The following is a 13813-nucleotide window of genomic DNA, read 5'->3' as shown; positions in this document are numbered from 1 at the left end:
CGGCTCGTTTATGCCTGCGCTCTACTTGTTGGGTCTGACCCTGACTGACCAGGCGCGCTTCGGTTGGATCAAGGATGAAAATGAAGCGTATCAAGCCGCACTGGGCTGCGCTGATCGGGCTCTCGCCGCCGACCCCAGCTTCGGGGAAGCATACCTGGTGATCGGCTATGTTCGTACCTATCAACGCCGTCATGATGAGGCTGTGGCAGCAGGAGAAACCGCGATCAGCCTCGCTCCCAGCAGCTCTGACGCCCATCACATGGCGGGCATGTACCACGGCTACGCCGGCAATTTCCGAAAAGCCGTCCTCTACGAGGAACACGCCCAACGGCTCAGTCCGATTGAGCGCAACGAATCCATGGTGGACGAAGCGCGCGCAAGATTTCATCTCGGAGATTTCGCGGCGGCGCACGATATAGCCTCCCGCGTTCTGAGGCAGCGGCCGCTCTGGCTGACTGCGCAGTCGACACTCATAGCGGCGCTTTGGAATCTCGGCCGGCAAGATGAAGCGCGCATGATCTCAAGCGACTTGCTGGCGGGCCACCCCAATTTCAGCCTGGCCCGCTGGGCCAGGCTGCTTCCGTATCGCCGACAAGGCGACCTGGATGCATTGGTCAACCCGCTACGCATGGCGGGGCTCCCGGAGTGAAGACCTGTCATCTTACAATGCCGGCGCGACGCCACACGCCAGACACCTGCGCGGCCGCGACTGCTTATTCGATTGCTCGTTCGGCTTCTTGCGCATCTCCGCGGATGAGACACCGCAGGGAACGGCATATTCCGATTGGACCGGCTTTGCTGATTGCCCGGCCGGTTCGAAGCGCGATCAGGCAAACCCGATCAATTCGGCTGGCGCCGCCAGATGAACACCAGATAGAGCAGGAGAGGCAGGCCGAGCCCGGCCCACGAGACCGCATCCCACCAGCCGTCGCCAACCAGCGCGCTGATCAATCCGACCGTGCTCACGATCGCGATGACGAGCGGGGCAGCGAAGATCTGGGTCAATGAACGATGCGAGACCATGCTGACGTCACGACGATAATGCGGGGTTGTCGAGGGAGTCGGCGTTGGCGATCGCGCGTTCCTGGCTCACGCCCGCCTTGCGGCGACGCATCCACAGATACACGCCGGTCACGAGGATGAAGATGGTCAGGATGTCGAGCAGTGCCCAGACGATCTTGAGCGGCATGCCGCCATAGTCGCCGAAATGCAGCGGCTGCGAGACGAACAGGGTCGTCACATACCAGGGCATGTCCCTTGTGTCGGTCAGCTTGCCGGTTTCCGCATCGATCAGCGCCGGCTTCAGCAGCCGCGAGGTCAGCGGCGTATCGCCATGCAGGAACACCGCGTAGTGGCTCTTGCTGCTGAACAGGGTTCCCGGGAAGGCGACGAAGCTCGGCGTCATGCCGGGCACCGCATGGGTGGCCACTTCGACCGCCGCATTCAGCGAGGTCAGCTTCGACGGCACCGGCCGGTCCTTGTACTGCGCGGTCATTTCGGCGAGCTGGCCGAACTGCCACATCTTGAGCACGAGATCGGCCCAGGTGTTGATGACCCCGGTGAAGCCGACGACCAGCGTCCAGGCGACGAGCAGGATGCCCGCGAGATTATGGACGTCGAGCCAGCGCACGACGCGGGTCCGTTGCGCGCGATAGGCGCCGAAACGCAGTTTCCGCATCGACGGCGCATAGACCACTATGCCGGAGATGATCGCTACGCAGAACAGGATCCCCATCAATCCGAGGAACAGCTTGCCGGGCAGGCCCGCGAACATGTCGGTGTGCAGCTTCAACATGATGTAGGTGAAGCGGCCGGTCACGTCGGGCGCATCGAGATAGGCGCCGGTATGGGTGTCCATCCGGATCAGCAAATTATTGGTCGGATCGGCATCGATGGTCGGGCCGACGCTGACGAACATCGCGCTCGGATCGTCGCGATCCCAGATCAGGAAGTGAGGCACCTTCCCGGGCGCCTGCGCCAGCGCGTTGCCGAGCAGACGGTCCAGATTGGCCGGCGGCGTGCCTGGCGGCACGTCGGCCGGCTTGACCTGGCTGTGCAGGAGATCGTCGATCTGCTCGTGGAAGATCAGCGGCAGGCCGGTGATGCAGAGCAGCAGCATGAACAGCGTGCAGATGAGGCTGGTCCATTTATGAACAGCGCCCCATCGCCGCAAGGATCTGGTCGTCGCAGTCAATTTCGTTACCTAAAGCGCGATGGGATCAGGTTGGATCGTCATCGAGCTTTAGCCTCTTGTTGAAGCATGATCTTCTCGGAAAACCGCTTCGCACTTCTCGGGATCATGCTTTAGTTCCAGGTGTACTTCATTGTGCCCAGCACCGTGCGGCCATTGCCGAGGCCGCAATAGGGAAGCCCGGTCAGGCAGGACGCAACGTAGAAGTGGTCGGTCAGATTGGTGACGTTGATCTGCGCCTTCCATCCCTTCAGGTCCGGCCGCAGATAGGCGAAGTCGTAGCTGACCGACGCATCGAGCAAGGCATAGGAGGGAATGACAAAGGTATTGAAGTTGTCGCCGTAGGTCTCGCCGACATAGCGCACGCCGAGGCCGAGCCCAAGGCCCGCGAGCGCGCCGTCATACCAGCTATACTTGCCCCAGACCGCGACCTGGTCCTGCGCCGTGTTCATCATGTACTTGCCGGCATAGCCGGCAATGCTCGTCGTCACCCGCGGGTCGAGATGGGTGTATCCCGCCGTGATCTCGAGCTCGCGCGTGAGATTGCCCTTCAGCTCGAGCTCGAGGCCGCGGACGCGCACGGCATCGGTCTGCACGTTGAACAGCGGGTTTAACGGATCGGCCGTCAGCACGTCCTGCTGACGGATATCGAACGCTGCCGCCGTCACCATGAAGTTCGAGCCGTTCGGCTTGAACTTGACGCCGACTTCCGCGCCCTCGCCCGTCGTCGGCCTGAACGACCGGCCGGCGCTGTCGGCGCCGAGGTTGGGCGTGAACGAGGTCCCGTAGCTGACATAGGGCGCCAGGCCGATATCGAACAGGTAGCTCAGGCCGATGCGACCGGTTTGCGCCGAGTCATCGCGCGAATAATGGCCGGCCGGCGGATAGAACGCCATGCTGGTGAAGCCGGAGCTGACCCAGTCCTGGCGGCCGCTCATGGTCAGCGTCCAGCGATCGAGCTTGATCTGATCCTGCAGATAGGCGCCGAGCTGCGACTGCCTGTCGTCGCGCAGAATGAAAGGCGCCAGCGAGCTGGCTGACGGAACGGCGGTGCCGTAGACCGGACTATAGGCATCGATCGGCGCAATCGGCGTCGTGCGATAGTCCGTGTTCGCCCACAGATCGAAGTAGTCGACGCCGGCCAGCACCTTGTGGACCAGCGGCCCGGTGGCGAAATCCGCCTGCAGCTGATTGTCGAGCGCGACATTGGCGGCGTTGGCCTTGACGTAGTTGTAGGTGCGCGCGACCAGACGATCCGTCACCATGCCCTCGGTCCGCACCGATGCAAGGTCGTTGCTGACCTGGGTGTAGCGGAGGTTTTGCCGGAACTGGAAGATGTTGTCGAAGCGATGCTCGAACGCGTAGCCGACCGCGAACTGCTCGAGATGATAGCCATCCAGCCCGGGCTCGCCGAGGTAACGGCTGTAAGGAATATGTCCGTTGGGGTTGGGCAGGAAGGACACCTGTCCCGGGACGTATTGCTGGTAACCCTTGTTGTCGACCTTCTGGTACTGCGAGAGCACGGTGAAGCTGGTGTCGTAGGTCGGGCGCCAGGTGAAGCTCGGCGCGATGAACAGCTTGTTGTCCTGAACGAAGTCGGTCTGGCTGTTGCTGTCGCGGCCAAGGCCGACGATGCGGTAAAGGAACCAGGCGTCCTTGTCGGCCGGACCACCGATATCGAAGGCGCCCTGGAAGCGATCGAACGAGCCGAACGATCCCTCGATCTCGTAATGCGGCGTCTCGGTGGGCCGCTTGCTGACCAGGTTCAACAGGCCGCCCGGATCGGATTGTCCATACAGGCCGGATGACGGGCCCTTCAGGACCTCGATGCGCTCGAGACCATAGGTCTCGATGCGCGGGACCGCGAAGGTCGTGGTGTCGGTCGGCAGCCGCAACCCGTCGAGATAGCGTGGCGCGGTGAAGCCCCGCAGCTTGAACTCGTCGAAGAACGCGTTGGCGCCAAAACTCTCGATCGTCACGCCGGGCGTGTAGCGCAGTGCTTCGGTGATGTTCTGCGCGCCCTGCGCCTGGATCTGATCCTGGGTGACGATCGAGATCGACTGCGGCGTCGTCAGCACCGGGCTGTCTGTCTTGGTTGCGGTGACGCTCTGGCTGGCGAGATAGCCGGTGACCGGCCCGTTGCCGCGCTCTCCGCCGCCACCTGCCCCCGGTGCTGGAACGTTCTGCGCGGGCGCCCGGTTCGCGATCGATCGCGGCGTCGTACGTGCAGGACGCGCCGCGCGTCGCGCCGGCAGCGTCCGCCGCGCCTGCTGCTGTTGTTTCGGCGCCTCGACCGTCACCGGCGGCAGCGCCGATTGCGCAACGCTTTCTCGCGGCATCACCACACTCAGCACGAACAAACCGCTGCCGGCCATGTACCCGGCCGCCAGCGCAGTGCGACGAAACATCCGACCCCCGTCAACTCACATCGCCTTCATCCTCGCCGTCACTAACACGATGAAAGACGTACGCAGCTGATCGGTGATTAGAACACATCCAGTGTTGGGCTTATCGCCGATGGTGTTGCGAGCTCGCAACGTGAACGCAGCGAAACTGCGTCAATGCGCCTCAGATTTTTCGAGCGCTTCTAAGGACGATTCTAAACTGCGTTTCGCTCCGCGATACTTCGAGTCAGTTCCGCGCACTGCGATCGAACGACGCCGTGCGCGGAAGCGATGATCGCAGTTGCGGTGCTCTCGCCGAGCTCAGCGTCAGACTTCGGTGACGTGCTCCGGATCGGCCGATGCCAGCGCCGCGGCACGCTCGGCGCGCGGCGGATAGATCCAGACGGTGTTGATCTCCCGCTTGGTCTTCTTGGCCACATCGCCGACCATCTCGACCTTGCGCTCCCAGCCGCGGGTGAACAGAGCACCGGCCTCGCCGAGGTCGAGGCAGGTGACATAGGCCTTCTGGTGATACGGCCTGGTCGGGACACCGAGCAGCTCGGCCGCGGGGTTGTTGCCGGCAAAGGCGCCCATCCGCGTCGCGTGCTGGCACGACATCAGCGCGTAATTGCCGACATCGTCGCATGCGGCACGCGCCGCATCGCCGGTGGCGAACACACCCGCGACCGACGGTACGCGCAGATCGCGATCGACCAGCAGCCGGCCAAAATTGTCGCGCTCCGCCGGGATCTGCGTGGTCAGCGGCGCGGCGCGAATGCCCGCCGCCCAGACCACGGTCGCGGCCTCGATATGCTCGCCGCTGGAGAGCGTGACGCCGGACTTGCTGACCTCGGCGACGCCGGCGCCGAAGCGGCCTTCGACGCCGAGCTTGCGCATCGCGTCCTCGATGATCGGGCGCGGGCCCTCGCCCATGTCGGGCGCGATCGCCACGTTGCGATCGACGATCACGACGCGCGGCTTGGCGTCGCTGCCGAGGATGTCCCGGAGCCGCGCCGGCATCTCGGTCGCCGCCTCGATGCCGGTGAAGCCGCCGCCGGCAACGACCACGGTGTCGCGTGCCACTGATGCCGGCTGCCTGGCGAGGTCGTGCAGATGGCGATCGAGCGCGATCGCATCCGCAAGATTGTCGACGCTGAAGCCATGCTCGGCGAGACCGGGTACGTTCGGACGGAACAGCCGGCTGCCGGTCGCCACCACAAGGCGATCATAAGGCAGCGTCTTGCGCGCGTCCTTGGCGGTGACGATCTGCACGGTGCGGGCCTTGGTGTCGACGGCTTCGGCGCTGCCCTGCACATAGACGACGTCGATCGCGTTGAAGACGTCGAGCAGCGGCGCGGTCAGTGTCTCCGGCTTCGGCTCGTAGAGCCGCGGGCGCACCACCAGGGTCGGCTCCGGCGCGACCAGCGCGATCTCGAGCTCCTCGGGCGAAACGCCCTTGATGTCGCGCAGGCGGGCTGCGGAGAGCGCGGCGTACATGCCGGCAAAGCCGGCGCCGATGATGACAATTCGCATGGGTATCTCCTCTGGGTTGGCAGTCTCTGATGTCCGCGCGTTGCCGCCGCTGCCTGCCGCTTGCGGCGAAGCCTGTCGCGATCGGCGACGCGAAGAGGTGAAACGAAAAGCGAGCGCCTATTGCCGGGCGGCGCAGCTCGACAGGAACGGCGTGCGCGCCCCGGGCATGCAGGCTGCGCGGCAGCCTCTCGCGCCCGACAGCGCTCCATGCTGAAGGCCGATCGGCAGCGCGGCCCCCGGGAGCCAGTCCCGGTAGAGCGCCTGGGCGGCGTCGCTGATCATCACCGACGTCATGGCATCGGCGCCCTGAACGGCCTGCGCCGGCGCATCGGCATCCTCGCCGGTTGCCGACGTGAAGCGCACGGTGAGCGTAAGCCCGTACATCAGTGCAGTCGCGAGGACCCGGCGTCGCCGTGTCACTGCAAGGGAGCTACCGAAATCCTTCCAGGCCATCGCTTGTCTCCGTTGTTGGCCTGGGCGCCACGGTGATCTAGCGAATTGGCCTTATGAGTGCCCCAGAGCGATTGCCCGACCTGAAGAGCGATTGCGGCTACCGCAGGCGCCGCCGCCAATCGCTCGGGGTTTTCGCCGGTCAGCTTCCTGAACGCGGCCGCGAACGCGGTCTGCGAACTGTAGCCGAGCGCCGCCGCGATCGAGACCACGGATGCGTCGGTGTCGCGCAGCATGTTCATGGCCTGCTCGAGCCGGTGCTGGCGCAGCCAGGCATGCGGCGAGAGCCCGGTGCTTTCCTTGAAGGCGCGGCAGAAGTGAAAGCGCGACAGGCCGGCATCCGTCGCCAGCGCCGCGAAGCGCAACCGCTCGATGGCGCGGCGCAGCGCGGTCGGCGCCAGACCGCCCACGGTCGCCTGCACCGTAGCAGGCACGCCGGCATGCGCCGACAGCAGGCGCGTGGCCAAGAGATCCGTCAGTTGCTGCCGGAACAGCGCATCCAGCGCCGCGCTGCCATCGAGCGCATCAGCGGCGCTCAGCAGCAACCGCGATGTAATTGGATCGGGATGCCCGGTGCGCTCCAGCAGATCGCCGGGAGCTGCGGTGTCGGCCTCGCCGGCGACGCGCGCCAGCGTCGCATGCGGAAGATAGAGCTGAACGACGTGCACCGACTGGTGGATATCCCAGCGCGAGCTCGAGCCGGCCGGAATGATCGTCACGACCCCGGACCGTGCCGTTCCGATCGAAGCCACCCTGCCGGTCCGCCGCTCCAGCCGCTGCGAGCCGGCGGGATAGCTCATGACGACATGGTCGACCATCGGCCTGACCACGTCGTGCAGGGCGTCATGCTTCCAACAGGCGATCGCGCCGCTCGACGGGTCGGCCGCCATGCGAAGCGGCTGCGTCTTGAGCACGCGGGCCATCTCCTGGCCGGCCGGGCAGCGCGGACCGGCCGGTGCCTCGGCCGGCCGCGCTTCGGATGCGGCGGGCGAATCCCGCAAAGGATCGTGCAGGATCGGCTTACTCATCACCTGTGCTCGCGTTTGAAGGCTCATGCGCTCCCTCCTTGCGGGCCGGTCTGTCGGACCCATGAGGCGCGGAACTGCCCGCCGGACCTAAGCGCCGCGCAGTTCGAATGTCTTTCCTGAAACGGCCATGCTTTGCCCAATTCGGCGCCAAGCGCGCGGCTGCGACATTTCTGCGTCCGGCACGGTCGATTGGACCAAAGCAGTTGAATTCATTCCGGAATCGCATTGCGCTGAACGACCGGCAGCATCGTTCATGATCGCCTGAGACAATTGGACTGCGCCGCAGCAATCCCGGATAATGAGTGACGGCTTCGCAGGCTGACTGACAAGTCCCTGCCCGGCCGCACATCAATGATGGACTCAACACGCATGGCACAGGCGGGCGCCTACGGGCAGCGGCTCGGGCAATTCCTACGCCTGAGGGATACGCCGCCGGCGCTGATCACGCGCACGCTGCGCAGCGCCGAACTCGCGGTCACCGAAACCCGGGACGACAACCCGGTGCCCGGGCTGTCCGGATCGCTCACCGCCGAGGATGCCTTTCTGGTCAGCCTGAAGCTGCACGATTATCCGGACTGCGAATTGTGGGAGGGCGGCAAGTGCCTCATGAAGCGGGACATCCCGGCGGGCGCGACCTATCTCTACGATCTCAAACGCGATCCGCGCTACGTGATCGACAAGCCGTTCCACTCGCTGTTCTTCTATCTGCCGCGCTCGGCGCTCACTGACTTCGCCGAACAGACCGGCTCGCCGCGCATCGGCGAACTGGCCTGCGAAATCGGCACCGGTCACGACGACGGCGTCATTCGTCATGTCGGGGCGCTGCTGCGCGAGGGATTGCACCGGCCGGACGAAACCAACCAGCTGTTCATCGATCACATGATGCTGGCGCTGACCGCGCACGTCACCCGGACCTATGACGGAATACAACATCCGACCGGACCGACCCGTGGCGGCCTCGCCGCCTGGCAGATCAACCGCGCCTGCGAAAAGCTCGAATCCGACCTCAGCGGGAAGATTTCGCTGAAGCAGATTGCGGCCGAGCTCGATCCGTCGGTCGGCCATTTTTCGCGCGCCTTCCGCATCTCCACCGGCTTGCCACCGCACCAATGGCTGCTTCAGCAGCGCCTGAAGGTGGCCAAGCAGCTGATGGCGGCGCGCGACCTGTCGCTGTCCGAGATCGCGATTTCGGCCGGCTTTGCCAATCAAAGCCACTTCACGCGGGTGTTTTCCGCCGTGGTCGGCGTCAGCCCGGCGGCGTGGCGGCGCGAGATGTACCGCCCGGCGAGAAGCGAGAGCTGAACAGCGCCGCGCTCAACCGGCGGGCGCAGCTTGAACGGCGTGCTTCGCATGCCATTTGGGACCCGGTCCGCGCATGTAGTGCAGCTCGGGCCGGTAGGGATCGCGAATTCGCGCGATCAGATTCTGCAGGCCCGCCGTAATCGCGTTCCAGCTGTCGTGCAGAGAGAGCAATGATGCGTGCGGTGACAGCATGGCGCCCTCTCAGTGCGGCTTGCCGAGCACGGACGCGAAGGACAGGATCACGATCTCCTCGCCGGACTCGTCGCTGACATGCACGACCCAGTCGCGCCAGTCTTCCAGGCTGACCGTTGCGACCAGCGATCGCATCATGCACGTCGCCGCCTCGCAGGCCTCCGAGAGGCTTGTCACCGAGGTGCCGCGGCGATCCATCAGCACCCCGTGCGTGGTCGAGCAATGGAAAAAGACCTGGGTCATGTGCGTATCCTCGCAAGCTCCGGACCAGAAGGTCATCTTTGGAGCTCCACGTTTCTTCGACGCGACCATTCGCAAGGCGGTTCACATGGGCGCCGGCCGCGCGGCGGCCTCGCGGAATGGTGATCAAGCCCCAGCACCGCCTCCTCACCAAATCGCGATTTGACAGTTTTTCTATATTTGTCAAAATCGTCAAATGGGACCGAAAACCCGCATTCTCGATGCCACCATGCTGGTGTTCCGCCGGCACGGCTTTCGGCGCTCCTCGATCGAGCAGGTCGCCGAGGCGGCCGGCCTGACGCGGCAGGCGCTCTATCACCACTTCGAATCCAAGGAAACGCTGTTCCGCGCCGTGATCGAGCGCGTGCATGAGAGCGCGATCGCAGCCGAGGACACCGCCATTGCCGAGGCGGAGGCGGCGGGCAGCGATCTCGGCGACATCCTCGCTACGGGCATGACCGCGCGGATGTCGACCATGATCGGGTCGCTGGACGGCTCGCCGCATCTCGAGGAACTGTATTCCGAGCACCTCGTGCATGCGCGCGACCTCTTCCAGACCTACGCTGCGCGCTATGCTGAGCGCATGGTCACGACGGTCGCGCGGGTCGTGCGCAAGCAGCAGCTTGCGCTGCCGCAGGACCTGACGCCGGCCGAGTTCGCGCGGCTGGTCGAAATGTCGATTCACGCAGCGAAGTCGCAGTATCCGGCGATGCAGCCGGCGGAAGCGTTCCTGAAGGACATGGCGATCATCGTGCGGACGCTCTGCGCCGGCGCCAAGCCGAAATTCAAGTCCAAATCCTTGCCGAAACCGCAGAAGCCGTACGTCAAGAGGGCGGCAATCCCCAAGAGGCCGACACGCAGGACAACTGGAGGACATCCATGAGCACGACGACCGTCAATGGCCGCGTCGAATCCCTGCCCGATGATCCCGATGCGCTCTTGATCGACATCGTGCGCGACCAGCTCAAGCTCACCGGCACCAAGCTCGTCTGCGGCGCCGGCGTCTGCGGCGCCTGCACCGTGCTGGTCGACGGCGCGCCGGTCGCAAGCTGCCTGATGCCGGCACACGCCGCCGCCGGCAAATCGGTGACGACGGTGGAAGCCATCGGCGCGTCCGGGCTGCATCCGGTGCAGAAGGCGTTCATGGCGCATGACGCCCTGCAATGCGGCTTCTGCACGCCCGGCTTCATCGTGGAAGCGACCGCGTTCTGCGACCATTGGCGCGCGACCAGGGGAACGGCGATGCCGTCGCGCGAGGAGATTGGCGCGGCGCTGTCCGGCCATCTCTGCCGCTGCGGCGCCTATGACGGGATCTACCGCGCGGTGGCGGATGCCTGTGCCGGCCGCTTCGACGGCGATCACGTCACGGCGCCCCGCATCGAGGCGCGCGACAAGGTGACGGGCGCGGCGAAATACACCGTCGACATCCATCATGACGGCCAGCTCGAAGGCCTGATCCTGCGCTCGCGCGAGGCGCATGCACGCATCGCCACGCTCGATCTGGCGCCGGCACGCGCGCTGCCCGGCGTTAGTGCGGTGTCGCTGCTCGGCGACGACCACATCGTGCGCTATGTCGGCGAGCCGATTGCGGCGGTTGCAGCTCCGGACCGCAAGACGGCGCTGGCCGCGCTCGCCGCGATCAAGCTGACCAGCGAGCGCCTGCCCGCGGTGGTCGGGCTCGACGCCGGACGCAAGGATGATGCGCCCGTGGTGTTCGACAAGGCGAGCCGCAAGCGGGCCGGCAACGTCTCGGAGGCGGCCGGCGGGCCGGCGCCCTGGAAGCAGAACATCCGCGGGCCGACCGCTGTTTTCTCGACCCGCGCCAAGAAGGCCCGCAACTGGGTGGACGAGGCGCGCCAGGCCAACAACAAGCTACTCGTCGAAGCCACCTTCCGCACCGCCACGCAGCAGCATGCTTGTCTCGAGCCCCACGCCGCGGTGGCGCGCTTCGACGGCGACCGGCTGACCCTGCACGCCTCGACCCAGCAGGTGTTTCACCTGAAGGAGCAGATCGCAAAACGCTACAAGCTCGATCACGACAAGGTCCGCGTGATCGCGGAGCACGTCGGCGGCGGCTTCGGCTCGAAAGCGAGCCTCGGCACCGAGACGATCGCCGCGATCGAGCTGGCCCGCGCGGCGAAAGCGCCGGTGCGGGTCGCCTATGATCGCCAGGAAGAACTCTCGGTCGCCGGTTATCGGCCGGCCGCGGAGTTGAAGGTCGCGCTGCTACCTTCCGAGCAAGGCGGCCTGAAGGCGCTCTCGGTCACCGCGCATGCCGATACCGGGGCCGCGACCAACTCGACCATCGCGGGACTGGCGCGGCTGATCTATCCGGCCGAGGCGAAGGACCTTTCGGATTTTGACGTCATCAGCAATCTGCCGCCCGGCGCCGCCTTCCGCGGCCCCGGCGGTCCGCCGATGGCATTCGCCGTGGAGCAATCGATCGACGAGGCCGCGCTGCGGCTCAAGGTCGATCCGATCGCCTTGCGCAAGCGCTGGGATCCCGATCCCAACCGGCAGCGGCTCTACGATTGGGCATCAGGGCTCGAGATCTGGCGCAACCACAAGCCGGCGCAGAACGGGCGCTATCGCCGCGGCATCGGGGTCGCGACGGGCTACTGGCTCTATCTGTGGCAGCCGAAGGTGAAGGTCGAGGTCGCGGTCAGGGGCGGCCGCGTCGTTGCTAGCACGGCGACGCAGGACATCGGCACCGGCACCCGCAGCGTGCTTGCCGACGCGATCGCGCGCGAGTTCGATCTCGAACCCGGTGAGATCGATGTGCGGATCGGCGATTCCTCGCTGCCCGAAGGCCCCGGCTCCGGCGGCAGCCGCGTCACCGCCTCGGTGATGCCGCCGACGCTGCAGGCAGTGCGGAAGCTGAAGGACGCGATGCTCGAACAGGCCACGCGAAAGCCGGCGCCCGGCTCGAACGCGCCCTGGCGCGAGCTGATCGCGCGCTCGCCCGACATCGCAATGGTGGAGACGCGCGGCGAGGACGGCAAGAACACTGCGCCCGGCATCCGCTCGCCGCTGCGCGAAGTCGGCCTGATGGGCATGGTGTTCGGCTGGATGATGCGCCGCTTCTCGAACATCGCCGTCGGCGCCGGCGTGCCGAGCTCGGTGCAGGTGATCGAGGTGGAGGTCGACACCTGGCTCGGCCATGTCCGCGTGCTCAACGTGCACACCGGCATCGCGGTCGGCAAGATCGCAGCGCCCGCGCTGGCGCGCAGCCAGGCCTGCGGCGCGGTGATCCAGGGCCTCGGCTACGCGCTCTACGAGGCGCGCGAGCTTGATCCGACCAGCGGCGACGTCCTGACCGCGGGAATGGAGGATTATCGTATCCCTGGGATCGCCGACACGCCGGAGATCGAGGTCCATTTCGACGAAGCCGGCTTCGACCATGTGCTCGGCAACAGCGTCGGCATCGGCGAGGCGTCGACGGTGCCGACCTCGGCCGCCGTCGCCAACGCGATCCACAACGCGATCGGCGTCCGCCTCACCGAGATTCCGATCCGGCCCGACCGCATCGTCGCCGCGCTGAAGGGGAGGGACGCCGCATGAGTGTCGCGACTGCAGACGTCATCTCCGCGCCCGAATTCCGCGCCGCCGGCACCGATCTGTCGGAGCGCCGCCGCAGCGGCCTGTCGTGCGGCTCGATCATCGATCTCGCCGCCAGTCCCGATACGATCGGCGTTGCGTGGAATGCGGACGGCTCGGCCCGCATCGGCGCCCTGACCACGATCGCTGCGATCGCATCCGATCCGCGGCTCGCCGAGGCTTACCCCGGCATCGCCGTAGCCGCGCAGGGCCTCGCCACGCCGCAGATCCGGCACATGGCGACGCTCGGCGGCAACCTCGCCCAGCGCTCGCGCTGCTGGTATTTCCGCAATCCGCAGATCGCCTGTCTCAAGAAGGGCGGCCCCGACTGCCCGGCGCGATCCGGCAACCACCTCTATCACGTCGCGTTCGATCTCGGCCCATGCGTCGCGCCGCATCCGTCGACGATGGCGATGGCGCTGCTCGCCTATGATGCGAAGGTCACCACCGATCGGCGCAGCGGCTTGTCGATCTCCGAGCTGCTCGGCGACGGCAGCAACGGCGCGGCCGACAATCTGCTTGCACCGGGCGAACGCATCGAGCGGATCGAGCTCCCCGTTCCGCTGGCCGGCGAGCGCGCGCTGTACAAGCGCGCCATCAGCCGGACGCATGCGGAATGGCCGCTGGTCGAGATCTGCGTGCGTGCGGTGATCTCCGGCGGCGCGTTCCAGCAGGTCCACATCGCCGCCGGCGGCATCGCCCCGGTCCCGCTGCGTCTTGCCGCGTCCGCGGCGGCGCTGCAGGGTAAGCAGATTAACGCGGCGACCATCGCGCAAGCCACCGAGCTGGCGATCTCGGGAGCCAGGCCGCTGCCGATGACCGGATACAAGCTCGAGCTGCTGACGGGCCTGGTGCGCGACGTGGTCGAGCGGATCGTGGCGTAGGATCAAGCGCCC

Annotated in this window: 12 protein-coding genes and 1 pseudogene; 5 read left to right on the top strand and 8 right to left on the bottom strand. The window is 66.1% G+C overall.

What is annotated here, in order from left to right:
- Positions 1 to 10 precede the first annotated feature (10 nt).
- A complete protein-coding gene (locus ACVMIH_RS34510; RefSeq protein WP_456864795.1) occupies positions 11 to 649 on the top strand; it encodes a tetratricopeptide repeat protein in 639 nt (212 codons plus the stop codon).
- A gap of 191 nt (positions 650 to 840) precedes the next feature.
- On the opposite strand, the gene ACVMIH_RS34505 is transcribed toward ACVMIH_RS34510, so the two are convergent.
- The 6 genes and pseudogenes from ACVMIH_RS34505 to ACVMIH_RS34480 all read right to left on the bottom strand — a co-directional run bounded on the left by ACVMIH_RS34505 (position 841) and on the right by ACVMIH_RS34480 (position 7586).
- Complete coding sequence (locus ACVMIH_RS34505; RefSeq protein ID WP_057018065.1) at positions 841 to 1023, bottom strand: hypothetical protein; 183 nt, start codon at positions 1021 to 1023, stop codon at positions 841 to 843.
- Positions 1024 to 1030: 7 nt separating this feature from the next.
- Positions 1031 to 2173, bottom strand: coding sequence for a PepSY-associated TM helix domain-containing protein (locus tag ACVMIH_RS34500; RefSeq protein ID WP_283809206.1), 1143 nt, complete (start codon positions 2171 to 2173; stop codon positions 1031 to 1033).
- 131 nt (positions 2174 to 2304) lie between these two features.
- On the bottom strand, positions 2305 to 4566 hold the full coding sequence (locus ACVMIH_RS34495) for a TonB-dependent siderophore receptor (RefSeq protein WP_456866599.1): 2262 nt from the start codon (positions 4564 to 4566) through the stop codon (positions 2305 to 2307).
- Between the two features lie 336 nt (positions 4567 to 4902).
- On the bottom strand, positions 4903 to 6108 hold the full coding sequence (locus ACVMIH_RS34490; protein WP_076827957.1) for an NAD(P)/FAD-dependent oxidoreductase: 1206 nt from the start codon (positions 6106 to 6108) through the stop codon (positions 4903 to 4905).
- Positions 6109 to 6225: 117 nt separating this feature from the next.
- Positions 6226 to 6492, bottom strand: coding sequence for a hypothetical protein (locus ACVMIH_RS34485; protein WP_233475224.1), 267 nt, complete (start codon positions 6490 to 6492; stop codon positions 6226 to 6228).
- Positions 6493 to 6658: 166 nt separating this feature from the next.
- Positions 6659 to 7586, bottom strand: a pseudogene (locus ACVMIH_RS34480) (helix-turn-helix domain-containing protein).
- 369 nt (positions 7587 to 7955) lie between these two features.
- Between ACVMIH_RS34480 and ACVMIH_RS34475 the strand changes: the two are divergent.
- Entirely contained in the window at positions 7956 to 8888 is a 933-nt protein-coding gene (locus ACVMIH_RS34475; RefSeq protein WP_141340931.1) for a helix-turn-helix domain-containing protein, read from the top strand.
- 12 nt (positions 8889 to 8900) lie between these two features.
- Here the strand turns inward: ACVMIH_RS34475 and ACVMIH_RS34470 are convergent, their stop codons facing one another.
- Positions 8901 to 9080, bottom strand: coding sequence for a hypothetical protein (locus tag ACVMIH_RS34470; protein ID WP_076827959.1), 180 nt, complete (start codon positions 9078 to 9080; stop codon positions 8901 to 8903).
- Between the two features lie 9 nt (positions 9081 to 9089).
- Entirely contained in the window at positions 9090 to 9323 is a 234-nt protein-coding gene (locus ACVMIH_RS34465) for a DUF6894 family protein (RefSeq protein ID WP_028333132.1), read from the bottom strand.
- 193 nt (positions 9324 to 9516) lie between these two features.
- On the opposite strand from ACVMIH_RS34465, the gene ACVMIH_RS34460 reads away from it, so the two are divergent.
- Genes ACVMIH_RS34460 through ACVMIH_RS34450 form a run of 3 tightly spaced genes read left to right on the top strand, consistent with a single transcriptional unit; the run spans position 9517 to position 13801 of the window.
- On the top strand, positions 9517 to 10203 hold the full coding sequence (locus tag ACVMIH_RS34460; protein WP_076827961.1) for a TetR/AcrR family transcriptional regulator: 687 nt from the start codon (positions 9517 to 9519) through the stop codon (positions 10201 to 10203).
- Positions 10200 to 12881, top strand: a complete 2682-nt coding sequence (locus tag ACVMIH_RS34455) for a molybdopterin-dependent oxidoreductase (protein WP_076827963.1) — start codon at positions 10200 to 10202, stop codon at positions 12879 to 12881. Before ACVMIH_RS34460 ends, ACVMIH_RS34455 begins: the two co-directional genes overlap by 4 nt.
- Positions 12878 to 13801, top strand: coding sequence for an FAD binding domain-containing protein (locus ACVMIH_RS34450; protein ID WP_076827965.1), 924 nt, complete (start codon positions 12878 to 12880; stop codon positions 13799 to 13801). The genes ACVMIH_RS34455 and ACVMIH_RS34450 overlap by 4 nt, the downstream gene beginning before the upstream one ends.
- Positions 13802 to 13813: the final 12 nt, after the last annotated feature.

The organism is Bradyrhizobium sp. USDA 4503, from assembly GCF_054055815.1.
Note: the sequence above shows the minus strand (reverse complement) of the source record. Positions and strands in the feature narration are given on the sequence as shown.

Bases quoted from the DNA above. Each gene is read 5' to 3' on its own strand.
- ACVMIH_RS34450 (WP_076827965.1), top strand. From the start codon at position 12,878: ATGAGTGTCGCGACTGCAGACGTCATCTCCGCGCCCGAATTCCGCGCC.
- ACVMIH_RS34510 (WP_456864795.1), top strand. From the start codon at position 11: ATGCCTGCGCTCTACTTGTTGGGTCTGACCCTGACTGACCAGGCGCGC.
- ACVMIH_RS34505 (WP_057018065.1), bottom strand. From the start codon at position 1,023: ATGGTCTCGCATCGTTCATTGACCCAGATCTTCGCTGCCCCGCTCGTC.
- ACVMIH_RS34465 (WP_028333132.1), bottom strand. From the start codon at position 9,323: ATGACCCAGGTCTTTTTCCATTGCTCGACCACGCACGGGGTGCTGATG.
- ACVMIH_RS34475 (WP_141340931.1), top strand. From the start codon at position 7,956: ATGGCACAGGCGGGCGCCTACGGGCAGCGGCTCGGGCAATTCCTACGC.
- ACVMIH_RS34485 (WP_233475224.1), bottom strand. From the start codon at position 6,492: ATGTACGGGCTTACGCTCACCGTGCGCTTCACGTCGGCAACCGGCGAG.
- ACVMIH_RS34470 (WP_076827959.1), bottom strand. From the start codon at position 9,080: ATGCTGTCACCGCACGCATCATTGCTCTCTCTGCACGACAGCTGGAAC.
- ACVMIH_RS34455 (WP_076827963.1), top strand. From the start codon at position 10,200: ATGAGCACGACGACCGTCAATGGCCGCGTCGAATCCCTGCCCGATGAT.
- ACVMIH_RS34460 (WP_076827961.1), top strand. From the start codon at position 9,517: ATGGGACCGAAAACCCGCATTCTCGATGCCACCATGCTGGTGTTCCGC.
- ACVMIH_RS34495 (WP_456866599.1), bottom strand. From the start codon at position 4,566: ATGGCCGGCAGCGGTTTGTTCGTGCTGAGTGTGGTGATGCCGCGAGAA.
- ACVMIH_RS34490 (WP_076827957.1), bottom strand. From the start codon at position 6,108: ATGCGAATTGTCATCATCGGCGCCGGCTTTGCCGGCATGTACGCCGCG.